At 53.4% G+C, this 26,994-nt stretch carries 28 protein-coding genes; 11 read left to right on the top strand and 17 right to left on the bottom strand.

What is annotated here, in order from left to right; all coding sequences use genetic code 11:
• Nucleotides 1-43: 43 nt before the first annotated feature.
• The 3 genes from AC2CGP_RS02610 to AC2CGP_RS02620 form a co-directional block, all read right to left on the bottom strand.
• The gene (locus AC2CGP_RS02610; protein WP_015705548.1) at nt 44-337 is read right to left on the bottom strand and encodes a DUF406 domain-containing protein; all 294 of its coding nucleotides are present in this window, start codon (nt 335-337) and stop codon (nt 44-46) included.
• A 150-nt stretch (nt 338-487) separates the two neighbouring features.
• Nucleotides 488-1,525 carry an NADP-dependent oxidoreductase gene (locus AC2CGP_RS02615; RefSeq protein WP_020078681.1) on the bottom strand — a complete coding sequence of 346 codons (1,038 nt, stop codon included), beginning with the start codon at nt 1,523-1,525 and terminating at the stop codon, nt 488-490.
• Between the two features lie 65 nt (nt 1,526-1,590).
• The gene (locus AC2CGP_RS02620) at nt 1,591-2,166 is read right to left on the bottom strand and encodes a helix-turn-helix domain-containing protein (RefSeq protein WP_015366420.1); all 576 of its coding nucleotides are present in this window, start codon (nt 2,164-2,166) and stop codon (nt 1,591-1,593) included.
• A gap of 159 nt (nt 2,167-2,325) precedes the next feature.
• Between AC2CGP_RS02620 and AC2CGP_RS02625 the strand changes: the two genes are divergently transcribed.
• Together AC2CGP_RS02625 and AC2CGP_RS02630 are read left to right on the top strand one after the other, a co-directional pair.
• A complete protein-coding gene (locus AC2CGP_RS02625) occupies nt 2,326-2,844 on the top strand; it encodes a GNAT family N-acetyltransferase (protein WP_015705550.1) in 519 nt (172 codons plus the stop codon).
• Nucleotides 2,841-3,290, top strand: coding sequence for a DMT family transporter (locus tag AC2CGP_RS02630; protein WP_032708166.1), 450 nt, complete (start codon nt 2,841-2,843; stop codon nt 3,288-3,290). Before AC2CGP_RS02625 ends, AC2CGP_RS02630 begins: the two co-directional genes overlap by 4 nt.
• A gap of 8 nt (nt 3,291-3,298) precedes the next feature.
• On the opposite strand, the gene AC2CGP_RS02635 is transcribed toward AC2CGP_RS02630, so the two are convergent.
• Nucleotides 3,299-3,532, bottom strand: a complete 234-nt coding sequence (locus AC2CGP_RS02635) for a YdcY family protein (protein WP_045366186.1) — start codon at nt 3,530-3,532, stop codon at nt 3,299-3,301.
• A 17-nt stretch (nt 3,533-3,549) separates the two neighbouring features.
• On the bottom strand, nt 3,550-5,148 hold the full coding sequence (locus AC2CGP_RS02640) for an ABC transporter substrate-binding protein (protein WP_063443158.1): 1,599 nt from the start codon (nt 5,146-5,148) through the stop codon (nt 3,550-3,552).
• A 294-nt stretch (nt 5,149-5,442) separates the two neighbouring features.
• On the opposite strand from AC2CGP_RS02640, the gene AC2CGP_RS02645 reads away from it, so the two are divergent.
• The gene (locus AC2CGP_RS02645) at nt 5,443-6,876 is read left to right on the top strand and encodes an aldehyde dehydrogenase (RefSeq protein WP_015366414.1); all 1,434 of its coding nucleotides are present in this window, start codon (nt 5,443-5,445) and stop codon (nt 6,874-6,876) included.
• A gap of 15 nt (nt 6,877-6,891) precedes the next feature.
• On the opposite strand, the gene AC2CGP_RS02650 is transcribed toward AC2CGP_RS02645, so the two are convergent.
• Nucleotides 6,892-7,641, bottom strand: a complete 750-nt coding sequence (locus AC2CGP_RS02650) for an alpha/beta fold hydrolase (RefSeq protein WP_475702532.1) — start codon at nt 7,639-7,641, stop codon at nt 6,892-6,894.
• A gap of 75 nt (nt 7,642-7,716) precedes the next feature.
• Nucleotides 7,717-7,890, bottom strand: a complete 174-nt coding sequence (locus tag AC2CGP_RS02655; protein ID WP_015366412.1) for a GhoT/OrtT family toxin — start codon at nt 7,888-7,890, stop codon at nt 7,717-7,719.
• A 190-nt stretch (nt 7,891-8,080) separates the two neighbouring features.
• Between AC2CGP_RS02655 and yncL the strand changes: the two genes are divergently transcribed.
• Complete coding sequence (gene yncL / locus AC2CGP_RS02660) at nt 8,081-8,173, top strand: stress response membrane protein YncL (RefSeq protein ID WP_015705556.1); 93 nt, start codon at nt 8,081-8,083, stop codon at nt 8,171-8,173.
• A 787-nt stretch (nt 8,174-8,960) separates the two neighbouring features.
• The gene (locus tag AC2CGP_RS02665; protein WP_015366410.1) at nt 8,961-9,083 is read left to right on the top strand and encodes a small membrane protein; all 123 of its coding nucleotides are present in this window, start codon (nt 8,961-8,963) and stop codon (nt 9,081-9,083) included.
• Between the two features lie 254 nt (nt 9,084-9,337).
• Here the strand turns inward: AC2CGP_RS02665 and patD are convergent, their stop codons facing one another.
• The 6 genes from patD to AC2CGP_RS02695 form a co-directional block, all read right to left on the bottom strand.
• Nucleotides 9,338-10,762 carry an aminobutyraldehyde dehydrogenase gene (gene patD / locus AC2CGP_RS02670; RefSeq protein ID WP_484502246.1) on the bottom strand — a complete coding sequence of 475 codons (1,425 nt, stop codon included), beginning with the start codon at nt 10,760-10,762 and terminating at the stop codon, nt 9,338-9,340.
• A 21-nt stretch (nt 10,763-10,783) separates the two neighbouring features.
• Complete coding sequence (locus tag AC2CGP_RS02675) at nt 10,784-11,590, bottom strand: ABC transporter permease (protein WP_015705557.1); 807 nt, start codon at nt 11,588-11,590, stop codon at nt 10,784-10,786.
• A complete protein-coding gene (locus AC2CGP_RS02680; RefSeq protein WP_213759315.1) occupies nt 11,580-12,509 on the bottom strand; it encodes an ABC transporter permease in 930 nt (309 codons plus the stop codon). Before AC2CGP_RS02680 ends, AC2CGP_RS02675 begins: the two co-directional genes overlap by 11 nt.
• Nucleotide 12,510: 1 nt before the next feature.
• Nucleotides 12,511-13,524, bottom strand: coding sequence for an ABC transporter ATP-binding protein (locus AC2CGP_RS02685; RefSeq protein WP_042897256.1), 1,014 nt, complete (start codon nt 13,522-13,524; stop codon nt 12,511-12,513).
• Nucleotides 13,525-13,541: 17 nt separating this feature from the next.
• Nucleotides 13,542-14,687 carry a putative ABC transporter substrate-binding protein YdcS gene (gene ydcS / locus AC2CGP_RS02690; protein WP_015366405.1) on the bottom strand — a complete coding sequence of 382 codons (1,146 nt, stop codon included), beginning with the start codon at nt 14,685-14,687 and terminating at the stop codon, nt 13,542-13,544.
• 319 nt (nt 14,688-15,006) lie between these two features.
• Nucleotides 15,007-16,419 carry an aminotransferase-like domain-containing protein gene (locus AC2CGP_RS02695; protein ID WP_045366204.1) on the bottom strand — a complete coding sequence of 471 codons (1,413 nt, stop codon included), beginning with the start codon at nt 16,417-16,419 and terminating at the stop codon, nt 15,007-15,009.
• A gap of 968 nt (nt 16,420-17,387) precedes the next feature.
• On the opposite strand from AC2CGP_RS02695, the gene AC2CGP_RS02700 reads away from it, so the two are divergent.
• From AC2CGP_RS02700 to AC2CGP_RS02715, 4 genes are all read left to right on the top strand, one after another.
• Nucleotides 17,388-18,785 carry a cytochrome ubiquinol oxidase subunit I gene (locus AC2CGP_RS02700; protein ID WP_212769629.1) on the top strand — a complete coding sequence of 466 codons (1,398 nt, stop codon included), beginning with the start codon at nt 17,388-17,390 and terminating at the stop codon, nt 18,783-18,785.
• Nucleotides 18,785-19,795, top strand: a complete 1,011-nt coding sequence (cydB, locus tag AC2CGP_RS02705; RefSeq protein WP_015705563.1) for a cytochrome d ubiquinol oxidase subunit II — start codon at nt 18,785-18,787, stop codon at nt 19,793-19,795. The genes AC2CGP_RS02700 and cydB overlap by 1 nt, the downstream gene beginning before the upstream one ends.
• Complete coding sequence (locus AC2CGP_RS02710) at nt 19,795-19,920, top strand: DUF2474 domain-containing protein (RefSeq protein WP_015366401.1); 126 nt, start codon at nt 19,795-19,797, stop codon at nt 19,918-19,920. The genes cydB and AC2CGP_RS02710 overlap by 1 nt, the downstream gene beginning before the upstream one ends.
• A gap of 158 nt (nt 19,921-20,078) precedes the next feature.
• Complete coding sequence (locus tag AC2CGP_RS02715) at nt 20,079-20,315, top strand: DUF2554 family protein (protein ID WP_032705830.1); 237 nt, start codon at nt 20,079-20,081, stop codon at nt 20,313-20,315.
• A gap of 9 nt (nt 20,316-20,324) precedes the next feature.
• Here AC2CGP_RS02715 and AC2CGP_RS02720 read toward each other — a convergent pair whose 3' ends face one another.
• The gene (locus AC2CGP_RS02720) at nt 20,325-22,286 is read right to left on the bottom strand and encodes a peptidase U32 family protein (protein WP_015366399.1); all 1,962 of its coding nucleotides are present in this window, start codon (nt 22,284-22,286) and stop codon (nt 20,325-20,327) included.
• Between the two features lie 233 nt (nt 22,287-22,519).
• Complete coding sequence (locus AC2CGP_RS02725; protein ID WP_032708175.1) at nt 22,520-23,065, bottom strand: helix-turn-helix domain-containing protein; 546 nt, start codon at nt 23,063-23,065, stop codon at nt 22,520-22,522.
• A gap of 88 nt (nt 23,066-23,153) precedes the next feature.
• Here AC2CGP_RS02725 and AC2CGP_RS02730 point away from each other — a divergent pair, with 88 nt between their 5' ends.
• Nucleotides 23,154-24,326, top strand: a complete 1,173-nt coding sequence (locus AC2CGP_RS02730) for a benzoate/H(+) symporter BenE family transporter (protein WP_257848711.1) — start codon at nt 23,154-23,156, stop codon at nt 24,324-24,326.
• Here AC2CGP_RS02730 and AC2CGP_RS02735 read toward each other — a convergent pair.
• Nucleotides 24,303-25,172 carry a helix-turn-helix domain-containing protein gene (locus tag AC2CGP_RS02735; RefSeq protein ID WP_032707079.1) on the bottom strand — a complete coding sequence of 290 codons (870 nt, stop codon included), beginning with the start codon at nt 25,170-25,172 and terminating at the stop codon, nt 24,303-24,305. The two genes, AC2CGP_RS02730 and AC2CGP_RS02735, sit on opposite strands and share 24 nt — an antisense overlap.
• Nucleotides 25,173-25,355: 183 nt before the next feature.
• Here AC2CGP_RS02735 and AC2CGP_RS02740 point away from each other — a divergent pair, with 183 nt between their 5' ends.
• Entirely contained in the window at nt 25,356-26,252 is an 897-nt protein-coding gene (locus AC2CGP_RS02740; RefSeq protein ID WP_032714605.1) for a DMT family transporter, read from the top strand.
• Between the two features lie 45 nt (nt 26,253-26,297).
• On the opposite strand, the gene AC2CGP_RS02745 is transcribed toward AC2CGP_RS02740, so the two are convergent.
• A complete protein-coding gene (locus AC2CGP_RS02745; protein ID WP_032708181.1) occupies nt 26,298-26,966 on the bottom strand; it encodes a DUF3313 domain-containing protein in 669 nt (222 codons plus the stop codon).
• Between the last annotated feature and the right edge of the window lie 28 nt (nt 26,967-26,994).

Below are 26,994 nucleotides of genomic sequence, written 5' to 3' on the forward strand. Positions count from 1 at the left end.
AAGGGATCCCAATTGGGATCCCTTTTTATTCCGCCGCATTCTGTTAGAACGCGCTTCTTAAGGACAATTCGAAAATAATTTTTTCCGCCTGGCAGGAGAAATTCACCGCCGCGTCCAGTTTCGCCTCATTACCCACCGGCTCAATCGTGTAATCCACGCTCGGCGTTTCGCTGGCGGCGGCAACGGCGCGTTCGCGAATGGCCGCTACCGCAGACTCCGCTTCTTCACGGGTAGGGAAAAGTTTCTCGACCCGGTAAACGCAGTCTTCGTTATCAATAATGGTGCCAACATCAATGGCGCAGCCTTTGGTACTGCATTTATCAACTACATCTTTCATCGCATTAACCTCTTAAGTTTCCTTAAGGATAAAAAGCCGCTCACGGAAAAGCAAACCATTAATAAAAGTATGGATTAGTCATTTTTTTGCTTAGAGGCGACGAAACCGCCCCCGCACGCGTCTTCGGGGGCGTTAGAGAAGGCGGTAACGTTACTCCTCCGCTGCGACGTTAATCACAACTTTGCCGAAGTTTTCTCCCTTCAGCAGGCCAATCAGCGCCTGCGGCGCATGCTCCAGGCCGTCAATCTGCTGCTCGCGGTATTTGATTTTACCTTCTTGCACCCAGCGCCCCATTTGCTGCTGGAACTCCGCGATGCGATGCCCGTAATCCTGGCCGATGATAAAACCCTGCATACGAATACGTTTTTTAAGGATCGTCGCCATCAGCAGCGGCAGCCGATCCGGGCCATCCGGCAGCGCGGTGGCGTTATAGCCGCTAACCAGTCCGCACACGGGAACCCGCGCAGCGGTATTCAACAACGGCAGGACCGCATCAAAGACTTTACCGCCGACGTTTTCATAGTAGACATCGATGCCCTGTGGGCAGGCCTGCGCCAGCTGCTGGCTGAAATCCGCAGCGCGGTGATCAAGACAAACATCGAAGCCTAACGTCTCTACCGCATAACGACACTTCTCGACGCCGCCGGCAATGCCGACGGTACGGCAACCCTTAAGTTTGCCGATCTGCCCGACGGTGGCCCCCACCGGCCCGGTTGCCGCCGCCACCACCAGCGTTTCTCCCGCTTTCGGCTGGCCGATATCCAGCAGCCCCATATAAGCGGTAAATCCCGGCATGCCTAACACCCCCAGCGCCCACGAAGGGTGCTCAGGATTGTCGCCGAGCTTAACCAGATCGCTACCATCGGAAAGCGCATAATCCTGCCAGCCGCTATAGCCAAGCACCCACTCACCGGGTTTAAAATCAGGGTGATTAGTGCTCACCACGCGGCTTACCGTCCCCCCGACCATCACCGCGCCAATGTCCACCGGCGGCGAATAAGAAGGCGCATCGCTCATCCGTCCACGCATATAAGGGTCGAGCGACAAATAAATAGTCCGCAGCAGGATCTGATTCGCCCCCGGCGTCGGGAGGTCACCCTCTTCCAGTCTGAAATTTTCGGCGGTAGGTTCACCGTGCGGGCGTGAAGCCAATACCCAGCGGTGATGGCGTTGTGGATTAGCGGTCATAGCAAACTCCTCTTGTTAACGGCCTGTACTGAGGCTAGCCGTTTTATGCTTAACACGCTTTAACATTATGAGCCGGATTGGTTCAGGCGCACCACCAGATAGACGCAAGTCTCGCTGGACTCATTAATAAACCGGCAATCGTTGGGCGGCCCCAGTTCCAGACAATCCCCCGCCTGCATCTGATGGCGAGTGTTCCCTTCTACAAAAACTAACTCACCCTGCTGTAGCCAGATGAGCTGTCGCGCCAGCGCATACGAAGAAGCAGGCATCGGTACATCGCTGCCGGCCGGCAGCTCTATTTGCACCAGATCGATCGGCAGATCGCTACGCGGCGAGACGTGACGGCGCAAATAGTGGCTTTGTGGATCGCGCCACACTGGCTGGTTGGCAAAGCGCAAAAGCTTGCCCTCCTGCATCTCTGCACGCGCAATTAACGTCGACATACTGATGCCAAACGCGCCGGAGAGACGGCCCAGCATCGCCGCGGTGGGGCTACTTTCGCCACGTTCAATTTTATGCACCATTGCCCGCGAGGCCCCTGCGCGTTCAGCCAGATCGCTTAGCGACCAGCCGCGGGACTCGCGTTCGATACGAATGCGTGCGCTAATGCGCTGGTTGAGATTGTCTTCTATAGTATTCATGACGTAACAATATAGTGCGCACTACCGTATTACACAACTGTCCGCCATCCCCGATACTGCGCCGTTCCACGTAAAATTTATCGTAAAACTGATGACAGCCTGCCGTTCATTATTGTAATAATACCGTACCACTATAGTGTACAGACTTTGAGGCTTGCTATGTCCATCCGCCATGCCAGTAAAGACGATTGCGCGGCGATCGCCGAAATCTATAATCACGCCGTACTGCATACCGCTGCCATCTGGAATGACAAAACCGTCGATATCGATAACCGTATTGCCTGGTTTGAGGCCCGGCAGATTGCCGGCTATCCAGTGCTGGTGAGTGAAGAAAACGGCGTCATTACCGGGTACTCCTCGTTCGGCGACTGGCGCGCTTTTGACGGTTTCCGCCATACCGTTGAACATTCGGTATATGTCCATCCCGATCATCAGGGCAAGGGGATTGGCCGTAAGTTGTTAGTCGCGCTTATCGCTGAGGCGCGGCGTCTGCGCAAACATGTGATGGTGGCCGGAATTGAATCCCGCAACCATGCTTCGTTACATCTGCATGAAACCCTGGGTTTTATCACCACTGGGCAGATGCCGCAGGTGGGAACTAAATTCGGTCGCTGGCTGGATCTGACCTTTATGCAGCTACAGCTCGACGATCGCCAGGATCCGGACGGCGAGGTATGAATCAGTCGCTCACCCTTGCCTGCCTGATAGCGGCGGGCGTCGGTCTGGTTTTGCAAAACACCCTGATGGTCCGCATTACCCAATCCGCCTCGACGATTCTTATCGCCATGTTGCTCAATTCGCTGGTGGGAATTGTTATTTTTGTCACCATTTTACTATTGCGCCACGGCGCGGCAGGCTTTCAGGAACTGGCGCTGAACATCAAGTGGTGGACCCTCATTCCCGGCCTGCTGGGTTCCTTTTTCGTCTTCGCCAGCATTAGCGGTTATCAAAACGTGGGCGCGGCGACAACCATTGCGGTACTGGTGGCCAGTCAGCTGGTTGGCGGATTGGTTATTGATTTGATTCGCGCCCACGGCGTACCAATTCGGGCGTTAATCGGGCCAGTATGCGGGGCGGTGATGTTGGTGGTGGGCGCCTGGCTGGTGGCCAGGCGCCAGTTCTGACGTCATCCTTAAAGGATCTCGCCGCCTTTGGTTAACTGCTCGCGGCGTGCTTCCTGATCTTCATGATGTTGCCGCCCGTGATGGGCTATCGCTGTCCGCAGGCGCTGCTGCTGGGTATAACGCTCTTCGCGGCCCAGTTCGGCATCGTCGCTTAACGCGATCAGTAGCTCGTTCATAGAGGCAATCACGCCCCCGGCAATGGTGTCATCGACCCTGGCAATGACATCGTCCAGATGTGCCATCCTGTTCTCCTTTTCGATCAATTCAGCTTAGCTTTGGAAAAATCGCTTCCCATCAGACTCACGCTATAGCCGCTGACGTTGCTGCGGGTGGCGTAGAAAGTTTTACCCGTCGCCAGCGTGATCCACGGCGCCTGCTGATAGAAAATTTCCTGAGCCTGTTGGTAGAGTTTGTCGCGGGCCTGCGGATCGCTCACCAGAAGCGCTTTTTTCACCAGCGCGTCATAGGACTTATCGCACCAGCGCGCTACGTTGGAGCCGGTTTTGATATTATCACAGCTGAGCAGCGTACCAGCGAAGTTGTCCGGATCGCCGTTATCGGACATCCAGCCAAACAGCGCGCTATCATGTTCGCCCTTGCGCATACCGGAAAGGTATTCGCCCCACTCATAGCTGACGATTTTCGCTTTAATGCCGACTTTGCTCCAGTCGTTCTGAATCATTTCAGCGACACGCTTCGAGTTCGGGTTATACGGGCGCTGTACCGGCATCGACCACAGGGTCACTTCTGCGCCCTGCTCCAACCCGGCCTGCTTAAGTAACGCTTTCGCTTTCTGCGGATTGTAGTCGTAATCCGGCAAATCCTTCTTGTAACCGAGCATATTGGCCGGGATCGGCGATTTCGCCACGTTGCCGGAATCCAGGAAGACCGCTTTCACTATCGCCTGCTTGTCGGTGGCGTAGTTCAGCGCCTGACGTACCAGCACGTTATCAAACGGTTTCTTTTGCGTATTAAACGCCAGATACCCCACGTTCAACGCCTCCACCGCGTGTAACGCCAGATCTTTATTCCCTTTAATCACCGGGAACTGTACAGGCGATGGCGCGGGAATGATCTGGCATTCGTTAGTCTGCAGCTTAGCCAGACGAGTCTCAACGTTCGGCGTGATGGAGAAGATCAGATGTTTAGTCGGCACCTCACCTTCCCAATAATGCGGATTGGCGATATAGCGGATTTGTGAATCCACTTTGTACTGCTGCAGCGCATAGGGGCCGGTACCAATAGGCCAGCTATCAACGTATTCCGGCGTCCCTTTTTTCAACATCGCATCGGCATATTCAGCAGAAAGAATCGAAGCGAAGTCCATCCCCCAATCGGCGAGAAACGCCGCATTGGGCTCGCTCAGCACAAACTGAACGTGGTAATCATCAATCTTCTTCACTTCTTTAATCAGCTTATCAAGGCCAACGTCGTGGAAATATTCATAATTGCCCTGCGACACGTTGTGATAAGGATGCTGCGGATCCTGCTGGCGCAGCACCGAGAACAGCACATCATCCGCATTGAAATCGCGGGTCGGCTTAAAGTATTTATTGCTGTTGAACTGCACGCCCTTACGCAGCGTAAAGGTCCAGGTTTTACCATCCGGGGACACATTCCATTCGGTCGCCAGCGACGGAATCGGTGTGTTTTTAAGCGGATCAAAGGTAATCAGGCGGTTATAGAGCACCTGCGAGCTGGCAACGAAGGAAGGACCGGAGCTGGCGATTTGCGGGTTAAAGGATTCCGGCGAGGCTTCCGAACAGTAGACCAGCGTGTCGTTGGCCGCAGCCAACGCGGTGCCGGCTGGCAGCAGTGCGCTTAGTGCCAGTGCAAGTAGTGATTTCCCTGTAGACATGGTTATAAACCTTATAAATTTGTTATATGCCCACTAATAACAGCACAGCGTAATACAACCAGCAAATAATGAATCGCTATTAGATTCACACTTTAACTCATAAGGTTAGCGCTGTTTGCGGCACTTCTATTTCTGATGTGTCCGTCCTCGCTTTTCTGTTCGTCATTATTATCTTATTAAGTTGTGACCCGCTGAGAAATCTGCAAAAAAGTTGTGCGATAACCGCCCTTTCGCCGCTGCGCAATGAGGTATGGCGGTAGACTCGACACTCCGCAGACCAATGAGGTTACGCTAATGACTATAACCTGCAGCTTATATAGCGGCGGCCGCTGGCACGATGCCGAAAGCCGCGCCACTTTTATCCGTCGCCATCCGCAAAATAACGAGACAGCCTCTACCGCCGCAGCGGCCAGCCTCAATGACGCCCGTTGCTGTGCAGATAAGGCCGCCGCCGCATTCCCTTCATGGCGGGACAGCGCCCCATCCGAGCGTCGCCGGCTGTTGCTGGAAGCCGCCGCGCAAATGCAGCTTAGAGAGGCGAAATTTATTGCTACCATGGCGGCGGAGACCGGCGCGACGGCGCACTGGGCCGGATTTAACGTGCATCTGGCGGCAGATATCTTACGCGAAGCTGCAGCGCTAACCACCCAAATAGAAGGACAAGTGATTCCCTCTGATGTGCCGGGTAATCTGGCGATGGGCTTGCGTCAGGGCGCAGGCATCGTATTGGCTATGGCGCCGTGGAACGCACCGCTGATTCTGGCCACCAGAGCCATCGCCACGCCGCTGGCGTGCGGCAATACGGTGATTCTCAAGGGCTCGGAACTCTCGCCCGCGACGCATAGCTTAGTCATCGATGCCCTCGCCGCGGCGGGCTTTCCCGACGGCGTGGTGAATTATCTCACCTGCTCGCCAGCCGACGCGCCTGCGCTGGTGGAAACGCTGATCGCTCACCCCGCCGTACGACGCGTGAATTTTACCGGGTCGACCCCCGTTGGGCGCATTATTGCCCGCACCTGTGGAGAATACCTTAAACCGGCAATTCTTGAGCTGGGTGGCAAAGCGCCTCTACTGGTACTGGATGATGCCGATCTTCAGCAGGCGGCGGCGGGCGCGATTTTTGGCGCTTTCGCTAACGCCGGACAGATTTGTATGTCCACCGAACGCATAATTGTCGATGAGAGCATCGCGGATGAGTTCGTCGCATTAATCAGCCAACGCGCCGCCGCGCTGCCTTCTACGCTTCTCGGCCCGGTGGTCGATATGAAAACGGTACAACGCTGCAACGCGTTGATTGATGATGCACTGAACAAGGGAGCTCGTTTGCTCTGCGGTGGAAAGGCGGAATCAACGCAAATGCGCGCCACCCTGCTGGATGGCGTGACGCGTGAGATGCGAATATGGCATGAAGAATCTTTTGGCCCGGTCAAATCGGTGATTCGTGTCAACGGCGAGGAGGAGGCTCTGGCCGTCGCTAACGAGAGCGAATACGGCCTGGCGGCAGCGGTTTATAGCCGCGATACCGCTCGCGCCTGGAATGTGGCGCAGAACCTGCAAACCGGTATTTGCCATATTAACGGCCCTACCGTACATGATGAAGCACAGATGCCTTTCGGCGGCTGTAAATCGTCCGGCTATGGCCGCTTCGGCGGACGCGCAGGGATCGCTGAATTCACCGAACTTCGCTGGATAACCATGCAAACTCGCCCGCGCGAATTACCGTTCTGATTTCCCGCAATGCTTTCAGAGCAACCCGGCAATCACGCGCGCCAGCGCGGCCGGGTTTTCCCATGCCATCGAATGCCCCGCCTGTGGTATGACAGCCAATGCGATACCCGCAGTTTCGACATCTTCCGCTTCCTGTGAGGGTAGCGATAAACTACCGTAGATAAGCGTCTTGCGGCATTGCAGGTGAATAAAACTCTCAAACCACGAGGGAGAAGCGCCTACTACCAGGCTGGTAGCTCCCCGCCATAACGCCCACGGTGCGCTGTTTTGTAGGCAACCTTTCCATGGGGACGTTTCTTCCGCCAGCATCGACTGATAGCCGTTGGCGATAAAATCATCTTCCGTCTGCCCGGCGATTTTACAGCTATAGAATCCCCCACCGGCATAGAGATTGGGCTCGGCGACAATTAAGGCCTCAACGCGTTTGCCCAGCCGCTGCGCTGCCTCAATAGCCACACTGCCCCCCATACTATGGCCGTAGAGAATGCAGCGGCTGACCTGTAATTTGTTCAGCCACTCCACAACGACCGCAGCCTGGTCAGCAATTCGGTAGCCAAACTGAAGCGGTTTATCGCTGTAACCATAGCCTGGAAGATCAATTAGTAAGGCCCGGCGCCCATTCAATATAGGGTTAGAAACCACTGGCGGGTAATCGTATGAAGAGGCGAAACCTAACCCATGAATGAACACAATAGGGTCCCCCTGGCCTTGGAAATCAAACCAACGGACCGTTGCACCGGCTAAATGCGAATAGAAGCTGTTCATCAGATGGCATCCTTATTATTTTTAACTGTATTTATATACAGCCATCAAGACAATTAGGCCAGCCATTTCTGTTGTTCAGAATAGAGAAACCAGCAGCGCCATAGGGAAGCTGAATGGCCAGGTGGCACCAATCAGCAACGCAGCCAGCAGGCGAATACAACGGCTTTCCTTAGTTAAAAACCAGCTTATCAACGCGCAGATACAGCCCATTACGGCATAAAAAACCAGCATTTTCTGGTATAAAGTCATTTTTTTCCTTCCCTGTCAGACGTCGCGCAATGCGCGCCATCTCCCGCACCACTTAGGACGTCAGAGATCAATACCTCACAAAACAAACCGCTGCAAAGACCATGGAATAACGATCGATTCAGTGTTGTCCGATAGCGCAACTCTATGCGACCGACTATAAATGTAGGGGCTTACTCATAAAGGTGGCGTTATGGATGTTTCCAGCAAAACCGTAATTCTGATTAATGTCGGCGCAGCGCTTGCGCTTATTAGCCTGTTATCCGTTCGTTTTGGTTGGCTTTAGTAATTTTTTCAGCAACTAAACCTAAAAAAGCAGCTTCAATGGCTGCTTTTTTTTATGATTTTATTGTCGCGCGTTCCCCAGCATCTTGTTGCTGAAGCACCGCGATAATCTTATGATTTTCAGGGTTATATTGCGGCAAGAAATTTAGCTTTTCGCTATCCCATTCAACCATTGCGCAAACGCCCACAGTTGCCCCCTGGCTTTCACAGCGACTAATACGCTGGGCAGGGAGATTACCGTAAAGCATTGCGCTTACGCCGATGAGTAACAAGAGATATGCTAGCTTTTTCAAACCAATTCAACTTCAGAATAACAAATTATGTAAAATTTTCTCATGAGCGCCCCAACAAAGTCAAATCACATACACACCCGTCACCGCTACTGCTACGATCCATGCCGTGAATTTAACATTATCGCTACAATTATTGTCTTCCGGTATAGAAAGCATCGAGTGCTATCCGCCCTATGACCTCTTGCCAGCGGAAGGATATTTATATTATTGGCAATAACAAAATGATCTGACACTCCTCGTACGGTGTTATACATATTTGGCTACAATGGACTTAAGGGGTGAGAATTTTCTTAAATTGGCTTGTGCAGATAATCAACAAACAACTTCCTCAACCATATAGGTAATGCGGATTCGACATTTTCATTTGTTAATTTGTGCTATTTATTCGATTAAGTGATAGAAATTATTATTTGCAAATTCACGGTTTTCCGCATAGGTTCATGACTATTCGTTATAACGTATTTGCTTTTTCTCTTACTTATTTTGAGGTTGCTTATGTCAGGAATAGCAGCGCTATTAATAGCATTAGTTTTATTGGTGGTAGCTATCTACAGCCTTCTCTCTTATATTCGTGAGCGCCGCCATTCGGGTTTGCCTTCTAAAAAAGACAAACGTTAATTGTGGCATCGATATAAAAGGCGATTCGCAAAAAAAATCCCCGCATTAATCTGCAGGGATCTCATAATGATTAAGAACAGACTCTTAATGGTTTACACCCCATCCGGCGCTTATCTCCGGCACTCACAATGGCTTAGCTCTTGAAGGGGTATAAGAATACTCTCATATTACCCCTTATCTGTTTTAACATTTGTTGCTATTGCAACTATTAGCCTGATAATTCTGCCGGTACGTTAATGTTTAATGTTTAATGTTTAATGTTTCACCATCACATGCCTAACCACCGTGTAATCCTCCAGGCCGTACATCGACATATCTTTGCCGTATCCAGACAACTTCTGCCCACCGTGCGGCATTTCGCTAACCAGCATGAAATGGGTGTTTACCCAGGTGCAACCGTACTGTAATCGCGCACTCAGACGATGAGCGCGACCAACATCCTGCGTCCATACCGAGGAGGCCAGACCATACTGCGAATCATTAGCCCAGGTTAACACTTGTTCCTCGTCGCTAAACGACGTGACGCTGACTACCGGGCCAAAAACTTCACGTTGTACGATAGCATCTTGCTGCCGGGCGCCAGCCAACAGCGTGGGCTGGAAATAGTAACCATTACCCGCAGCGCGACTGCCGCCGGTGACCACTTTAATATGCGGTAAAGCGCGTGCGGCGTTGACCGCTGCTGTCACCCGCTCCAGATGCGGAAGAGAACTCACCGGCCCCAGCTCCGTAGACGGATCGTCCAGTTGCCCCATTTTCAGGCTGGCCACGGCAGCGCCTAATTTTTCAACCAGCCGATCGTAGACGCCTTGCTGCGCATAGATACGACAGGCGGCAGTACAGTCCTGGCCGGCGTTATAAAAACCGAAGGTGCGAATGCCTTCAACGACGGCATCAATATCGGCATCATCAAAAACGATAACCGGCGCTTTACCACCCAGCTCCATATGGGTACGTTTAATCGAAGAAGCCGTATGACCAATGATATGGGCGCCGGTGGCGATCGAGCCGGTCAGGGAAACCATGCGTACTTTACTGTGGCCGGTGAGCGGATCGCCAACGGTTGGACCACGGCCAAAAAGCACGTTAATGACCCCGGCCGGGAAAATATCTTTTGCGAGCTCCGCCAACTTCAATGCCGTAAGCGGAGTGATTTCCGAAGGTTTAATGACCACGCAGTTACCAGCCGCCAGCGCGGGCGCCAGCTTCCAAGCCGCCATCATCAACGGATAGTTCCACGGTGCAATCGAGGCCACTACGCCGACAGGATCGCGGCGGATCATCGAAGTATGCCCCTCCAGATACTCTCCTGCCGCCATTCCCGGCAGACAACGCGCGGCGCCGGCGAAGAAGCGAAACACATCGGCAATCGCCGGCATTTCGTCATTGATAACACAATGCAGCGGTTTACCGCAGTTTAAAGACTCCAGTTTCGCCAGCGTTTCTGCATGTTCGGTAATAACGTCAGCCATTTTCAGTAAACATTCGGCGCGAGTTTTCGGCGTTGTCTGGCTCCAGCTGACAAACGCACGATCTGCAGCATTGACGGCGGCATCGACCTGCGCCTCGGTCGCCTCCGCAATCTCAATAATCGCTTCACCGTTGGCAGGATTGAATACCGGCAGTACTTCGCCCTCACCCGCCACTAATTTACCGTTTATCAAAAGGTTATGTTGCATAGCATGATCCTGTAAAGTGTATTATTTTCCGCTTTCGGCGTTATACTCGCCGTCACGGGTTAGCCACCAGGCCCCCAGGATGGGTACAGTCGTCACTAACATCACCAACAGCGCGACCACGTTGGTGACCGGCACATCGCGCGGACGCCCCAGCTGATTTAACAACCACAGCGGAAGCGTCCGTTCGTGTCCGGCAGTAAAAGTAGTGACGATAATTTCATCAAAGGAAAGAGCGAAGGCCAGCATGCCACCCGCCAGCAGCGCCGAACCCAGATTGGGCAGCACCACGTAACGGAAGGTTTGCCAGCCTGTTGCGCCAAGATCCATTGATGCTTCCACCAGACTCCATGATGTCCGGCGAAATCGGGCAATGACGTTGTTAAACACCACCACCACGCAGAAGGTCGCATGACCCACTACGATAGTTAGCACCCCTGGCTCAAGATTAACGGCTTTGAATGCCGTCAATAGCGCCAGACCGGTAATAATGCCGGGAAGCGCAATCGGCAACAGCAACAGCAGCGACACGGCATTCTTACCAAAAAACGTGCTCCGCCACAGCGCCCCGGCGGCAAGCGTACCTAGCACCAGCGCAATCCCCGTGGACAAGGCGGCGATTTTAAGTGACAACGTCACCGATTCAATAATATCGGCACGAGCTGCCGCCTCGCTGAACCAGCGTAAAGTCAGCCCCTTCGGCGGGAAGCTAAAAGCGGCATCCTCTGTGTTAAAGGCATACAGGGCGATAATCAGCAGTGGAAAATGGAGAAATATCACTCCCCCCCAGGTGGCGATTTTGAGAAACAACGGTGCGCGTTCAGAGTGCATCAAACGCTCCCAGGCGCTTAACAAACGCCAGATAGAGTGCAATAAGAACAATCGGCACCAACGTGAACGCCGCCGCCATCGGCATATTGCCAATCGCGCCCTGCTGCGAATAGACCATGTTGCCGATAAAGAAACCGGGCGGCCCCACCAGTTGCGGGACAATAAAATCCCCAAGCGTGAGGGAAAAGGTAAAGATAGAACCTGCCGCGATACCCGGTATGGCTAAAGGCAGTACCACGTAGCGGAAGGTTTGTTGCGGTCGGGCGCCTAAATCGGCTGAGGCCTGCAACAGCGATGGCGGCAGACGTTCCAGCGCCGCCTGCACCGGCAGGATCATGAACGGCAGCCAGATATAGACAAATACCATGAATCGCCCAAGCCCGGAGGTCGACAAGGTATTGCCGCCGACCGCCGGGATGGTCAATACCATATTTAACACGCTCTCCAGACCAAGGTTGCCGAGGAACCATTGCGCCACGCCATCTTTCGCCAGCAATAGCGTCCAGGCGTAGGCCTTGACGATATAACTTGCCCACATCGGCAACATTACCGCGATATAAAAGAAAGCTTTCATCTTGCCGCGGGTATAACGCGCCATATACCAGGCCATCGGCAATGCCAGGATTGCGCTGGCCATAGTCACGCAGATGGCCATCACCAGGGTACGGATAATGATGTCGTAGTTGGCGGGATTGAACAGCGCCTTCAGGTTGGCAAGGGTCAAATCCGTCGTCACCGACATCGTAAAGTCATCAAAGGTATAGAAACTTTTCCATAACAGCGTCAGGAGCGATCCCAGATAGACGATGCCAAACCACATCAACGGCCCCAGCAGCAGTAAAAACAGGCCCAATGAGGGTTTTCGCCAGAACAGTCCTGACACTCGCCCGGTCGTCGGTTGCACAAGCGCCATCGTCATCTCAGCCTCCGTTTTCCAGGGAAACCATCGCCGAACGCGACCAGCCGGCTGATACCTGTTGCCCCAACTGCGGTGTGCCAACCGCCGCCCCGCCATCGACGTTGGCCTGGCTGACTAACAGCTTATCGCCCGCAGCGAGTTTCAGTTCAATACGCGTAGACGCGCCCTGAAACTGTACCGCCTGGACGGTCCCCTGTACCTGGATATCACCGCCGCTATTCAGGCGGATATGTTCCGGGCGCAACGACCAGGCGCCGGACAAGCCACATAGCCTCTGAGAAATTTCAGAGGTAAAAACGTTCGCGGTGCCGACGAATCCGGCGACAAAGGCGGTTTTAGGACGTAAATAGAGATCGTGCGGCGAGTCGACCTGTTCAATGCGACCATTATTAAACACCGCCACGCGATCGGACATCGATAGCGCTTCACCCTGATCGTGGGTAACAAAAATGAAAGTGATACCCAGCGATTGCTGAAGTTTTTTTAACTCCACCTGCATCTGTTCACGTAGTTTTAAATCCAACGCTCCCAACGGTTCATCTAAGAGCAGCACCCGCGGTTGATTAACCAAAGCGCGGGCAATGGCGACCCGCTGCCGCTGGCCGCCGGAAAGCTGTGAAGGTTTACGCGCGTGAACAAAGCCAAGCGCTACTTTCTCTAATGCTTGCTGGGCGCGAAGATGGCGTTCTTTTTTGCCCACCCCTTTCACCATCAGCCCGTAGGCGACGTTGTCGATAATCGACATATGAGGGAATAGCGCGTAATCCTGAAAAACCGTGTTCACGTCGCGCTGCCATGGCGGTAATTCGCTGGCAGGCTGGCCAAAAATACGAATCGAACCGCCGGATAGCTGTTCGAAGCCTGCGATTAAGCGCAGGCAGGTAGTTTTGCCGGAGCCGGACGGCCCCAGCATAGAGAAAAATTCACCATCGCGAATGGCGATGCTCACGCCATCCACCGCGCGCACGTCACCGTACAGACGCGAAACGTCATTAAACTCTACCGCGTACGTCATGTTCAGTCTCCAGGCGCTTAGCGGCCACCCATAATCGCGATATAGTCCTGAGTCCAACGGCTATAAGGGACATATTTGCCGCCTTGGGCAATTGGCGTTTTCCAGAACGCAATCTTGTCGAATTGGTTGTAGCCGTTAGTTTCGCAGCCTTTGTCTCCCAGTAGCGTGCTCGCCTTACAGCCCTGCGGCACGACTGGCAGCGATCCAAACCAGGCGGCGACATCGCCCTGTACTTTCGGCGTCAGTGACCAGTTCATCCACTTATAAGCGCATACCGGATGCTTTGCCTCACTATGTAACATCGTGGTATCAGACCAGCCGGTCACGCCTTCTTTCGGGAAGACGGTAGCAACGGGCTGCCCTTCACCTTTAAGGCCATTGGCCTGATATGGCCAGGATCCGGAAGCAACCACCCCTTCGTTTTTGAAGTCGCTCATCTGAACGGTCGCATCGTGCCAGTAGCGGTGAACCAGCGGATGCTGATCCTGCAGAACCTTTAACACCGCCTGATATTGCGTTTCAGTGAGTTCATAGGGATCGTTAATTCCTAACTGCGGCTGCGTTGCTTTGACAAAGAGCGCCGCGTCGGCGATATAAATCGGTCCATCATAGGCCTGAACCCGCCCCTGGTTACTTTTTCCGTCCGGTAAATCCTGTTTGACGAAAACCACTTTCCAGCTATCCGGCGGCGTCGGGAAGGTTTTGGTGTTGTACATCAGCAGGTTCGGCCCCCATTGATAGGGCGTGCCGTACACTTTATCGCCGACGTTAAACCACGCGCCTTTAGCAACTCGCGGGTCAAGCGTTTTCCAGTTGGGGATCAGCGCGGTATTAATCGCCTGTACACGCTTGCCCATAATCAGGCGCAACGAGGCGTCGCCGGATGCGGTGACCAGATCGTAGCCGCCCTTCGCCATCAAACTGACCATTTCATCGGAGGTGGCGGCAGTTTTCACATTAACCTGGCAGCCGCTCTCTTTTTCGAATTGACTTACCCAGTCATAATTCTTATCCGTCTGGCCGCGTTCGATATAACCCGGCCAGGCAATAATATCGAGCCGACCTTCACCTTTATCCAGCGATGTCGGCGGTTCTGCGGCTTGCGCAGTAACAAAAACCATACTCAGCACGCACAGGCTGCCACGGGCAAATTTTTTGCTCATTTGAACTTACTCCTGTCAGAATAAAGGTAGCGGCAGCCGTGCCGTAAAAATATCTCCCTTAATAAGGGTAGACGGCGGCCTGCGGGCCTCAGGGGAAATTTACTCAGGTTGTGACCCGGGGCGCATTCCGCAAAAATCGCCGCCACGATTCGATAATATGGATTATAGACAAGGAGTTATGGCAAAGGGTTGAGTATGCATATTCCCTATGACAGCCCGGTGTTAACGGGTATTTAACCCTGATTAATGTATACGAGAATGCCGGAAATTAATTGCCGGGAAAAATAAACCGGCAATTAAAAAAACAGCGATGAATAAACTAAGGCAAAAGTTGACGTATAAGTTCACCGAGCCGTTTGACTCCCTGCTCCTCTTTTTCTCCCCAGCCCCATGCGGTATTAAAACGGAAGAATGAGGTCCAGTTAGCGGTGGTAGAAAACATTTTACCCGGCGCAATACTGATGTTATCCCGTAACGCCAGAGTACTGAGTTCGCCAGCATCGACGCCGGCGGGCAACTCAAGCCACAGGAAATAACCGCTGTCGCTATGGTGAATTTTGACCTCGGCGGGTAAAAAACGCAGTAGCGCTTGCCAGGCCAGCTGTTTTCGCTCGGCAAGCTGACGCCGCAACCGGCGTAAATGCGCGTCGTAGCGTTTGGTAGACAGATAATCCACCAGCGCCAGTTGCATCGGCGAACTGGTCGATAGCGTACTCATCAGTTGCAGTTGCTGAATACGGCGGGCATGTCGGCCAGCGGCGACCCAGCCGATACGAAAACCTGGAACCAGGCATTTGGAAAATGAGCTGCAGTGCAGCGTCATCTCATCACGATCCCAGTACTTTGCGGGTAGCGGTTTTTCCCGTCCAAAGTACAACTCACTGTAAACGTCATCTTCAATTAACATGACGTTGTAGCGCGTCAATAGCGCTACCAGCCGCGCTTTTTTGTCCGCCGACAGCGTAAATCCGAGCGGGTTCTGGCTATTGGTCATCAGCCAGCAGGCTTTTACCGGGTAACTTTGCAATGCCTGTTCGAGCGCGGCCAGATCGATCCCCTCTTTCACATCGCTGGCCACCGATAGCGCCTTAAGTCGTAACCGTTCGAGCGCCTGCAGCGCGCCGTAAAAGCACGGATTTTCTACGACGACCCAGTCGCCGGGCTCAGTCACCGCCTGCAGGCTGAGGTTTAGCGCTTCCAACGCACCGGCGGTAATGACGATCTCATCCGGCGATACGTTCATTCCCTGCAACGCATAACGCCGGGCAATAGCATGACGAAGCTCATCGTTACCCGGCGGCAGGTTCTCGATCACGCTCATGGCGGTGGCGGTCTTACTCACCTGCGCCAGAGAACGATTTAGCTGCTGCAAGGGGAACAGACGAGGGTCGGGAAAGGCGGAGGCAAAAGGCAGCATCGACGCCTGACGGCTGGCCTGCAGGACGTCGAAAATATAAGTGTTAATATCGACCGACTCATTGCGCGTCACCTGTGCCGGGGGATCAGGTTGACGCTGCTTCACCGGCTGCGGCGCAACGTAATAACCCGATTGCGGACGAGCGATAATACGTCCCTGGCTTTCCAGTAACTGGTAGGCATGGCTGACGGTCATAAAGCTCATTCCGCTGCTGACAACCTGTTCGCGTAAGGAGGGCAGCCGATCGCCGGGTTGCCAAACGCCGAGGGCGATCTGGTCGGTTAATTGTTGCGCAAGCTGCTGATACTTTTTCATTACCGCATCCATTTAACAATCGAGACTCATATCTTATAACAGTTGACTAAAAATGGCAGGTTCTAATAACTGATATACAACAATGTGCTTCTTGAACCAGTGCAGGTATAATATTCGCGCGTTAACTTTACTACTGAAATACCATCAAACCCTACTAGGGTTAATATAATATTCGCATTTAGGTTACATTGATAAACGCTTCATAATCACCAATATTCATTTGATTTATGAACCATACGTCATGGTCTATCGTTGAGATCCCAACTGGCGCCAACGTAAACACGCCTTGATATTTAATTATGAATCAACAACTCCTCCACTAAGGAAAATTCACAATAAGATAAATTCATTCCTCGCCAGTCTTTTTGACATAATTTAACGCACCTAAACCATTATCCATTGAACAATGCACCTGGCATAAAAAACGACAAGACACTGATATAAAACAAATTAATTACACGCCAGGGGATTCAATCTCTTCTGGATGTAACCGTTGAATTCAAAAAATAAGATAGAGTCCGCCAAACACAACCAGCCAAAAGACACTCATTAGCGCCAATGTGATACACAAACTTCGCAGTCCGTTCTGTGACAAGTCGCCTCCCTTATCTCCACTCACTAAATATATCAAAAAACAATAAATAAAGAATTCACATATAAAATGTAAATACTTGAACCTCGCGTTTACATTAAACACCAAACAATTCCAATCTACCAGAGTAATTAATAGAAAACAGGAGAGGCGCTAAGGAAAATCGTAAAAAAACATGTGAAGTAGCATTAAAAAAGATCACAACCAGCAATTCATTATTCATGATGACATAAATACTAATTTCATAAATATGAAATATGTATAAAAAGAATAACAGTGAGTAACTGTTATCATAAAAAACATCATTTCTGCCTCTGCTTTCACCATCTCCCTCCCCCTAAAATTGCGTTGAATCAATTTTGTTGTGGAGTCCAGCATGTTCGGTCTTGATGCATTTCATCTGGCGCGGATCCAATTCGCCTTTACCGTCTCATTTCATATCATCTTTCCCGCGATCACCATCGGTCTTGCCAGCTACCTGGCGGTGCTTGAGGGATTATGGTTAAAAACAAAAAATCCAGTCTGGCGCTCGCTATACCATTTCTGGTCGAAAATCTTTGCCGTCAACTTTGGTATGGGTGTCGTCTCCGGACTGGTGATGGCCTACCAGTTCGGCACCAACTGGAGCGGTTTCTCACAATTCGCCGGCAGTATTACCGGCCCGCTACTGACCTATGAAGTCCTCACCGCCTTCTTCCTGGAGGCCGGTTTCCTTGGCGTGATGTTATTCGGCTGGAACCGTGTCGGCCCCGGCCTGCATTTTTTCGCCACCTGTATGGTAGCGCTGGGCACCATCATCTCTACGTTCTGGATCCTTGCCTCAAACAGCTGGATGCAAACGCCACAAGGGTTCGAAATCGTTAATGGTCAGGTCGTACCCGTTGACTGGTTCGCCGTTATCTTTAACCCCTCTTTCCCTTACCGCTTATTCCATATGTCCGTCGCGGCGTTTCTTAGCAGCGCATTGTTCGTAGGCGCATCAGCCGCATGGCATTTGCTTCGTGGCAATCAAACCCCAGCCATCCGCGCCATGTTCTCTATGGCGCTATGGATGACGCTGCTTGTCGCCCCCATTCAGGCAATGATCGGCGATATGCATGGGCTAAACACCCTGAAACATCAACCGGCGAAAATTGCCGCCATCGAAGGCCACTGGGAAAATCCGCCGGGCGAACCGACGCCACTGCTGCTGTTCGGCTGGCCGGACATGCAACAAGAACGTACCCGCTATGGGCTGGAGATCCCTGCCCTCGGCAGCCTGATCCTGACTCACAGCCTCGATAAACAGGTACCGGCGCTGAAGGAGTTCGCTCCGGAAGATCGCCCCAACTCAACCGTTGTGTTCTGGTCATTTCGTCTGATGGCCGGTCTGGGAATGTTAATGATTCTGCTCGGCGTCATTGCCCTATGGCTGCGCTATCGGCAGCGTCTGTATAGCTCAAAACCTTTCCTGCGCTTCGCGTTATGGATGGGACCTTCTGGCCTGATTGCGATTCTTGCTGGATGGGTGACCACCGAAGTCGGACGCCAGCCATGGGTCGTTTACGGTATACAGCGCACCTCCGAGGCCGTATCAGCTCACGGTGATCTGCATATGACCATTAGCCTGCTGGCATTTATTGCCGTCTACAGCTCGGTATTCGGCGTTGGCTATAGCTATATGCTGCGCCTGATCCGCAAAGGTCCGCAAGAGCAGACGCCTGTGCCATCAGGTACGCCGGCGCGTCCGCTTTCTGCCGCGACGGATGGTTTTCAGCACAAGGAGTCCCGCTAATGGGTATTGATTTATCGGTTATTTGGTTTGTTATCATCGTGTTTGCCACCCTGATGTATATCGTCATGGACGGTTTCGACTTAGGGATCGGCATTCTGTTTGCCGCCGTACGCGGCGGCGATGAGCGCGACGTGATGGTCAACAGCGTCGCCCCGGTATGGGATGGCAATGAAACCTGGCTGGTGCTTGGCGGCGCTGGTCTCTTCGGCGCCTTTCCGCTGGCCTATGCGGTGATTATCGACGCGCTGTCGGTACCCTTAACCCTGATGCTGATTGGCCTAATTTTTCGCGGTGTGGCCTTCGAGTTTCGCTTCAAAGCGACCCCTTCGCACCGTCCTTTCTGGGATAAAGCTTTTCTGGGCGGATCGCTACTGGCGACATTCACCCAGGGCATGGTCGTCGGCGCGGTCATTCATGGTTTTCCGGTCAGCGGTCGCAGCTTTAGCGGTGGAATGTGGGATTGGCTGACGCCATTTACCCTATTCTGCGGTTTCGGCCTCACCGTTGCATACGCGTTACTGGGCGCTAGTTGGCTGGTAATGAAGAGCGAGAATCCGCTGCAGAATATCATGCGCAGAATTTCACGCCTTCTGCTGCTGGCCTTACTGATGATAATAGCCGTGATTAGCCTATGGACGCCGCTCTCCCAGCCGGCGATCGCCGAGCGCTGGTTTAGTCTGCCGAATCTGTTTTACCTGCTGCCGGTGCCGCTATTGGTTATCGCCATCAGCGTCTGGTTATGGCGCACGCTTGGGCAACGAGATGCTCACACCCTGCCGTTCGTGTTGACGCTGGGGCTCGTCTTCCTTGGGTTTAGCGGACTTGGGATCAGCATTTGGCCGAATATTATTCCGCCAGGGATTTCGTTATGGCAGGCCGCGGCGCCGCCGCAAAGTCAGGGCTTTATGCTGGTTGGCGCGTTACTGATTATTCCCGTCATTCTTGGGTATACCTTCTGGAGCTACTACGTTTTCCGCGGCAAAGTTCAAACTGGCGAGGGATATCACTGATGGCGCATTCATGGATAAAACGTCTGCTATGGCTGGCAGCCATATGGGGCGCTAGCGTGCTGGCACTGGGCGCCGTCAGTATGATTTTCCGCCTGCTGATGAACGCCGCCGGGCTTCGTGCCTGATATAACACATCTCCAGCCTGGCGCTCATCGCGTCAGGCTTTTTTCATCCTCTTCAGCCACGCCTGACAAAGCCTTGCGCTTCTTTGATAACGCCATAAAAAAACTAATATTAAATCAATCATATTGATCCCGCGTTATCTATTGATATGGAAAATGATATGTGGCGGAGAGGAATAGCGGCAGTGGTATTGATATGTGGGTTATTTTCCGGGCATCTGCTCGCCCAGCATCAGGGGCATGATTATTTCCCGGTGCAAAGCCTCGAACAGCGATTACTGCACGAGGCTGATTGCGATGAACTACGCAGCCGGGCTGAGGACACCGCCAGCTCGCTGCGCGAACATTATCACCGGCAGTACGCGCGCAAAGCAAAGGCGCATAACTGCCCGCCGTGAGAATGGTTCTTACGCGCCCTTACGCTTGGGCAGCGTTTTCATCAGTTCGTCAGGACTGACGGAGGCGACGATGCTGCCCGGATGGGGCATTTTGAGAATATGATTTTTGATTTTACCCACTACGTGCATTTCGCATGGACGGCAATCAAATTTCAGGGTTAACACTTCGTCACCGTGAATCAGCTGCATCGGCGTCGCCTTCCAGCTCTTTATCGAACCTTTGGCCTGCTTCGGACACAAGTTGAAGGCGAATCGCAGGCAATGCTTGGTAATCATCACCGGCACGTCGCCTTTCTCTTCATGAGCTTCATACGCCGCATCGATCAGCTGAACGCCATAGCGCTGGTAGAAAGCGCGCGCTTTGTGGTTATAAACGTTCGCCAGGAACGACAGATGCGTTTCCGGATACACCGGCGGTGGTACGGAGACCGGTTTACGCGTTCCGCGCTGCCAGGCATCGAGGCGCGCCTGATCGAGCATCTCTGCGGTTTCACGGCGCAGTTGGTTAAGCATACTGTTCGGAACAAACAGCGCCGGCAGATTAATCTGCACATCACGCGGGTAATAAATGGTCTGGCCGAGCTTCGCCACGCCATCACGTAAATTGGCCAGCGCTTTTTCCGCCTGGGTCGCTTCGGCGAATTCGCCATCCAGTGTATGCGTGACGCTGACGCCGTCTTCGCAGGTCATGGTCAGCACCAGCTGTTCCTGCCAGCCGCTCAGCGCGATATCAACCGCAATGCGGCGCTCGCTGGAAGTTTTCAGTAGCGCCTGCTGCCAGTTATGGTCGAGGTTACGATTAAGCGCCTCGTGCGGACGCACTTTATGCAGGTCTGCCGGCATTTCGTTTGGCCAGACGCGATAACGATTTTCCCCCGTTTTCTCCACCGTATTGGCGCGGAAGCCGACAACTTCACGTTTGATCATCACATTGAGGCCGTCACCATTCGTCAATGCGTCGGTTACTTCAACATCGAGATAATCTTTTCCGACTTTTAATACTTCGCCTACCGGCAGGCCGATAAATTTCGGCGAATCAAACGCGCCGATATCGCCCTTACGCGCGTTAACAAAATAGTCGGTGCTGCCGCGATGGAACGTTTTATCGGTCGACGGCACGAAGAAGTGTTCTGTGCGCCCGGCGGAAGAACGCGCGAGATCGCCGCGATCTTCAATAATACGATCCAGCATCTGACGATAGTGAGCGGTGATATTTTTCACATAACTCATATCTTTATAGCGCCCTTCAATTTTAAAGGAGCGCACGCCGGCGTCGATCAATGCCGCCAGGTTGGCGGTCTGATCGTTATCTTTCATCGACAACAGATGTTTTTCATAGGCCACAACGCGCCCCTGATCGTCTTTCAGGGTGTAAGGCAGGCGGCAAGCCTGAGAGCAGTCGCCGCGGTTGGCGCTACGCCCGGTTTGCGCGTGAGAAATATAGCACTGGCCGGAATAGGCTACGCATAAGGCGCCGTGAATAAAGAACTCGATAGTCGCGTCGGTATTATCGTAGATCGCTTTAATTTGATCGAGGTTGAGTTCGCGGGCCAGAACAATCTGGCTGAAGCCTGCATCAGAGAGAAACTTCGCTTTCTCAACGCTGCGGATATCGCACTGGGTGCTCGCATGCAGCTCAATTGGCGGCAGATCCAGCTCCATTATCCCCATATCCTGCACAATCAATGCATCAACGCCGGTCTCGTACAGATCGGTAATCAGACGTTGCGCCGGTTCCAGTTCATCATCATGAAGAATGGTATTCAGCGTCACAAACACCTTAGCGCCAAAGCGATGCGCAAACGGCACCAGGTTGGCGATATCGCTCAGGCTATTGCTGGCATTATGGCGCGCGCCGAAGCCCGGCCCGCCGATATAGACCGCGTCGGCGCCGTGTAAAATCGCTTCACGGGCGATCCCGGCATCGCGGGCAGGACTAAGAAGTTCAAGATGATGGTTTTGCAGGCGCATACGCTCGTCGTTATCCGTTATAGGGGGTCGAAATGGCGGCTATTGTAGTCAGAACTGGGCGTAGACGAAAACATTTTCCGCCGCGCCCGCACAGCGAATTTGCAGAAATCGGCAAAGCATTGAAGAAAAAGCTATTTCTCATGAAAACCCGGCAAGGTTACAGTGGCTGCGTATTCCGGATTTTCCTCGTCACGTTGTGAATTTTAGTCTCAGTCATCTTGATTGGCCGCGGATTAGTCCGCGGCTTTTTCTTTTGGATAATGAATCAGTGAATGAAAGTGCGCCGTCTGCGCGCCGCTATTGCGGTAAGCGTGCGTCAGGTCGCCGGCAAAGCGCCGCCCTTCTCCCGCCTGCAACGTCTGCCATTGCCCCTGCAGACATAAATCCAGCGAACCGCTAATGACCACGACATGTTCAATGACGCCGGTCTCATGCGGCGTCGATTCGCTCAGCGCGCCTGGGGCGAGGGTAATTGAAAAATGGTCAAAACGTAGCTCAGGATCCCAGGGAAAAATCGGCGTCACTACCATCGCCTGCTGCTGCGGGTCGAAGGCGGCGGGCGCAGCCGTCTCATCGGCAACGATGAACGTCGAAAACGCCACATTAAGGCCGGTGGCTATCTTCCACAACGTCGCGACCGTTGGACTGGATTCATTACGTTCAATTTGCCCGAGCATCGCTTTCGATACCCCGGTTTCTTCCGCCAGCCGCGACAAACTCCAGCCGCGCTGCTGACGCAGGCTTTTCAGCGTCGTTGCCAGATGTTGCGCAATATTCATGGATGGCTCCTCATCATTTTCTTGATATTACCAGTTGTACGCTATAACGCACAATGCTACCTTCGTCGTATGTTATAACGCACAAGAGGTGTTCATGCGCTCCTTTACCCTTCCCATCCCCACGCTGCTCGCGGGATTTGTCGCCGTGCTGGTAGGCTATGCCAGTTCTGCCGCCATTATCTGGCAAGCGGCCGCCGCCGCTGGCGCCGATGCCGCGCAAATAGCCGGCTGGATGACCGCCCTTGGCCTGGCGATGGGCGTCAGCACGCTGGTATTAACGCTATGGCGTAAAGTCCCCATCCTCACCGCATGGTCAACTCCAGGCGCGGCTTTACTGGTCAGTGGATTACAGGGAGCGACGCTAGCGCAGGCGGTGGGAATATTTGTTTTCGCCAACGCGCTGATCCTGCTATGCGGCGTGACGGGACTGTTTGCCCGCCTCATGAAGATCATTCCGCATTCGCTGGCGGCGGCAATGCTGGCGGGGATCCTGTTGCGTTTTGGTCTGCAGGCATTTGGCAGTTTGCAGGATAATCTCCCGCTATGCGGCGGGATGTTCGCCGCCTGGCTGTTATGCAAAGCGCTCTACCCACGTTTTGCGGTCGTTGCGGCGTTAGTGGCAGGCGGGATCATTGCCCTGCTAACCGGCGCGCTGTCGCCAGTGGCAAACGATATGGTTTTTGTTGCTCCGCAGTGGATTACGCCGCAGTTCACCCCTTCGCTACTGCTCAGCGTCGGTGTACCGTTTTTCCTTGTCACCATGGCGTCACAGAATGCGCCCGGCCTGGCGACCATTCAGGCATCAGGCTATCGGGTTCCGGTCTCGCCGCTAATCGTATTTACCGGCGCGCTGGCGTTGTTATTCTCACCATTTGGCGTCTATTCCGTGTGCATCGCCGCCATTACCGCCGCGATCTGCCAAAGTCCGGATGCGCATCCGGATGCGGATAAGCGCTGGCTCGCCGCAGCGGCGGCCGGTGTGTTTTATCTGTTGGCGGGGCTATTTGGCGGTTCGATAACCGCGCTTATGGCGGCGCTACCGCCGGTGTGGATCCAGATGCTGGCGGGGCTGGCATTGTTAGGAACCATTAGCGGCAGCCTCTATCAAGCGCTGGGGCAAGAAAACGAGCGCGATGCCGCAGTGGTAACCTTTTTAGTCACCGCCAGCGGCGTCTCTCTGGCAGGAGTCGGCTCGGCCTTTTGGGGGCTGGTCCTCGGCGGTATCAGCTATATGCTGTTAACCACGCTGCGCCGCACGTAGCTGGCTTGGCGTAAGACCCGTGGCGCTCTTAACCCGGTGGCTAAAGTGGCTGGCGGAGCTAAATCCGCAGGCCAGCGCAATCTCGGTCAACGGCTGTTGGGTGTGGCAAATCAGATTTTGCGCCTTAATCATCCGCCGCTGCATCACATACTGGTGCGGCGCCATATTCATTGACTGGCGGAACATCCGCGCAAAATGGTACTCGCTAAGCGACGCCTGTGCGGCAAGATCGGCAAGCGTAAGCGGCTGCTCGAGGTGCTCCTCAATCCACGCCAACAGATTACGCAAAAGATGCGGCGCCAGGCCACCGGTAACCGTCGGCAGGCGCCACTGCACGTTCGAATAGTTTTGAATCAGATGTGTTAACAGCAACGTACTGGCGGAGCTTAATAGCAGTTGATTAGCCTGCTGGCGCCAGTCGTTATCAAGCAGAAACTGGCGATACACCGCGGTAATTTTGTCATCGCTGGCAAAGGTTTTTTCCTGCAAGCTGAAAGACGCCGGGCTGCGATCCCAAATTTGCTCGCCGACGCGACGCAGGTGCTCATCGGTGCAATAGAGATGAACGAAAGAGAGATCGCCGCGAATATCCCAGGTGCTTTCATCGCCCTTTGGCATCAGACAAAAACGGTCCGGCCCGCCGCCATTCTTCCAGCCGTACGGCGTTTTTTGGTAGCTTTCGTAACCATCGGCGACATACAGGCTCAACGTGTGGTGGTCGCTGCGCACCGTGATCCGGTCAAGGTCGTTGTACCACGCGGCAAGCTGGATCCCGGAATTGAGTTCCACGGTCCCCCGCAGCACCGCATTTTGTTGTTGTAATGTTTCGAACGTCCCGTATGCCATAGCCTTCACATCGTTTTTAATCCGCAGACCTCTAGTCTATGAATTGTCATCACCGCTTACCAGCATTGACCATGAGCTTGTGAAAAATAAGCGCAAGATTTTGCAAGTCAGCAACAAAACGGTGACAGCGCTTTGCCTGGAAAAATCGCACACTTACGCCAGGCATTTTAAAGGAGAGACATTTTGAACGCATTACTCTACGGGCTGGTGGTGGTTATCTGGGGTACCACATGGATTGCAATCTTTTTACAACAGGGCCCCGTCGCCGCGCCGGTATCGATTTTCTGGCGCTTTGCCGTCGCCAGCGTCACAATGCTGACGATTTTGCTGATTACCCGCCGCCTGCGCCCGCTGGCAATGCGCGATCATCTCTTTTGCATGCTGCAAGGCTGCTGCGTCTTTTGCTTTAACTTCTGGTGTTTTTATACCGCCGCGGCGCATATCAATACCGGCCTTGAGTCGGTCATCTTTTCGATGGCGGTCTTATTTAACGCGATCAACAGTTTTATTTTCTTCCGCCAGCAGCCGCCGGGGCGCTTTTGGCTGGCAGCGGCGCTGGGGCTCGCAGGAATTGTCACCCTCTTCTGGGACGATCTCCTCGCCAATGGTCTGAACGCGTCGCTGCTATGGGGAATCGGCCTGAGCGCCCTGGGAACGTACGGTTTTTCATTGGGCAACATGCTGAGTATTCGTCACCAACGCCGCGGGCTTGAGACATTGACCACCAATAGCTGGGCCATGTTTTACGGCACCCTGGTCATGGGCGCGATCGCGCTGCTGCGCGGCGATAACTTTACGCCGCAGTGGACCTGGAGTTATATGGGCGCCCTGCTGTATCTGGCGTTGTTCGGTTCGGTGATCGCGTTCGGCGCTTATTTCACTCTGGTAGGCCGTATCGGGGCCAGCAAAGCGGCCTATAGCACGCTGCTTTTCCCACTGGTGGCGTTAACTATCTCCACCTTCTACGAAGGTTACGTCTGGCATAGCAATGCGGTGATAGGTCTGGCGTTAATACTGGTAGGAAATCTGGTGATGTTCGCCCGCCCCGAACAGCTGTTTATGCGCCGCCGGCTGGCTTAATAATAAGCCCGTCAGGCAACTCGCAAGACGGGCTTAACGCATCAATTACTTCTGCGACGGATCGAATTTCACCGCATCGATCGCCATATCATCAATCACTTGCTTCAGCGTATCTGCGGTCAGCGGCGTGCTCTCATTAGACAGCGTTTTACCTTCGCCTTTACGCACAACCTTAATAACCGGCTTATTGGTCTTCGCGTCGATCAGTTCGCCTTCAAAGTAGAGATTCGTGTCCATTGTGCGATGGCCGGTTGCCGCCTGGGTACCCGCGACAATCATCGCCACCGGGATCACTTCATAGAACTGCAGCCCTTCTTTGCTGGTATCAACACCGGTGATTGCGCCGCGGAAAATCAGGCTGCGCGGGCCGGCCGTGGTCGCCAACGGCTTACGTTCGCTGATGGCCTGTTTCATCTGCTTGTTGGTGTAATTAAGGATGTCCTGCAGCGCTTTCTCCCCTACCTGGGTCGTTGGTTTCGGCACCGGATAGTAGGTGATTGGACGGTAGACGACGTTGTCATAGTTGCTCGGATTGTAATCCGGGGAGATCCAGCGCAGTTCTGGTTTGCCGGAAGCCGAAGTGGTCTCTTTTAACTTAGAATAATCTTTTAAGAACCCGGAATACTGCTCCGGTTGCGCCAGTTTGGATGCACAACCAGTTAATGCCAGTAGCCCGGCCAGAGCGGCTACTTTAAATAACATTTTTGTACGCATGGATAATCCCTGTAAATGCAGTTTGTCG

The sequence above is a fragment of the Klebsiella sp. SYXHC3 genome (genome assembly GCF_057196925.1).

Bases quoted from the DNA above. Each gene is read 5' to 3' on its own strand.
- AC2CGP_RS02610 (WP_015705548.1), bottom strand. From the start codon at position 337: ATGAAAGATGTAGTTGATAAATGCAGTACCAAAGGCTGCGCCATTGAT.
- AC2CGP_RS02615 (WP_020078681.1), bottom strand. From the start codon at position 1,525: ATGACCGCTAATCCACAACGCCATCACCGCTGGGTATTGGCTTCACGC.
- AC2CGP_RS02620 (WP_015366420.1), bottom strand. From the start codon at position 2,166: ATGAATACTATAGAAGACAATCTCAACCAGCGCATTAGCGCACGCATT.
- AC2CGP_RS02625 (WP_015705550.1), top strand. From the start codon at position 2,326: ATGTCCATCCGCCATGCCAGTAAAGACGATTGCGCGGCGATCGCCGAA.
- AC2CGP_RS02630 (WP_032708166.1), top strand. From the start codon at position 2,841: ATGAATCAGTCGCTCACCCTTGCCTGCCTGATAGCGGCGGGCGTCGGT.
- AC2CGP_RS02635 (WP_045366186.1), bottom strand. From the start codon at position 3,532: ATGGCACATCTGGACGATGTCATTGCCAGGGTCGATGACACCATTGCC.
- AC2CGP_RS02640 (WP_063443158.1), bottom strand. From the start codon at position 5,148: ATGTCTACAGGGAAATCACTACTTGCACTGGCACTAAGCGCACTGCTG.
- AC2CGP_RS02645 (WP_015366414.1), top strand. From the start codon at position 5,443: ATGACTATAACCTGCAGCTTATATAGCGGCGGCCGCTGGCACGATGCC.
- AC2CGP_RS02650 (WP_475702532.1), bottom strand. From the start codon at position 7,641: ATGAACAGCTTCTATTCGCATTTAGCCGGTGCAACGGTCCGTTGGTTT.
- AC2CGP_RS02655 (WP_015366412.1), bottom strand. From the start codon at position 7,890: ATGACTTTATACCAGAAAATGCTGGTTTTTTATGCCGTAATGGGCTGT.
- yncL (WP_015705556.1), top strand. From the start codon at position 8,081: ATGGATGTTTCCAGCAAAACCGTAATTCTGATTAATGTCGGCGCAGCG.
- AC2CGP_RS02665 (WP_015366410.1), top strand. From the start codon at position 8,961: ATGTCAGGAATAGCAGCGCTATTAATAGCATTAGTTTTATTGGTGGTA.
- patD (WP_484502246.1), bottom strand. From the start codon at position 10,762: ATGCAACATAACCTTTTGATAAACGGTAAATTAGTGGCGGGTGAGGGC.
- AC2CGP_RS02675 (WP_015705557.1), bottom strand. From the start codon at position 11,590: ATGCACTCTGAACGCGCACCGTTGTTTCTCAAAATCGCCACCTGGGGG.
- AC2CGP_RS02680 (WP_213759315.1), bottom strand. From the start codon at position 12,509: ATGACGATGGCGCTTGTGCAACCGACGACCGGGCGAGTGTCAGGACTG.
- AC2CGP_RS02685 (WP_042897256.1), bottom strand. From the start codon at position 13,524: ATGACGTACGCGGTAGAGTTTAATGACGTTTCGCGTCTGTACGGTGAC.
- ydcS (WP_015366405.1), bottom strand. From the start codon at position 14,687: ATGAGCAAAAAATTTGCCCGTGGCAGCCTGTGCGTGCTGAGTATGGTT.
- AC2CGP_RS02695 (WP_045366204.1), bottom strand. From the start codon at position 16,419: ATGAAAAAGTATCAGCAGCTTGCGCAACAATTAACCGACCAGATCGCC.
- AC2CGP_RS02700 (WP_212769629.1), top strand. From the start codon at position 17,388: ATGTTCGGTCTTGATGCATTTCATCTGGCGCGGATCCAATTCGCCTTT.
- cydB (WP_015705563.1), top strand. From the start codon at position 18,785: ATGGGTATTGATTTATCGGTTATTTGGTTTGTTATCATCGTGTTTGCC.
- AC2CGP_RS02710 (WP_015366401.1), top strand. From the start codon at position 19,795: ATGGCGCATTCATGGATAAAACGTCTGCTATGGCTGGCAGCCATATGG.
- AC2CGP_RS02715 (WP_032705830.1), top strand. From the start codon at position 20,079: ATGTGGCGGAGAGGAATAGCGGCAGTGGTATTGATATGTGGGTTATTT.
- AC2CGP_RS02720 (WP_015366399.1), bottom strand. From the start codon at position 22,286: ATGCGCCTGCAAAACCATCATCTTGAACTTCTTAGTCCTGCCCGCGAT.
- AC2CGP_RS02725 (WP_032708175.1), bottom strand. From the start codon at position 23,065: ATGAATATTGCGCAACATCTGGCAACGACGCTGAAAAGCCTGCGTCAG.
- AC2CGP_RS02735 (WP_032707079.1), bottom strand. From the start codon at position 25,172: ATGGCATACGGGACGTTCGAAACATTACAACAACAAAATGCGGTGCTG.
- AC2CGP_RS02745 (WP_032708181.1), bottom strand. From the start codon at position 26,966: ATGCGTACAAAAATGTTATTTAAAGTAGCCGCTCTGGCCGGGCTACTG.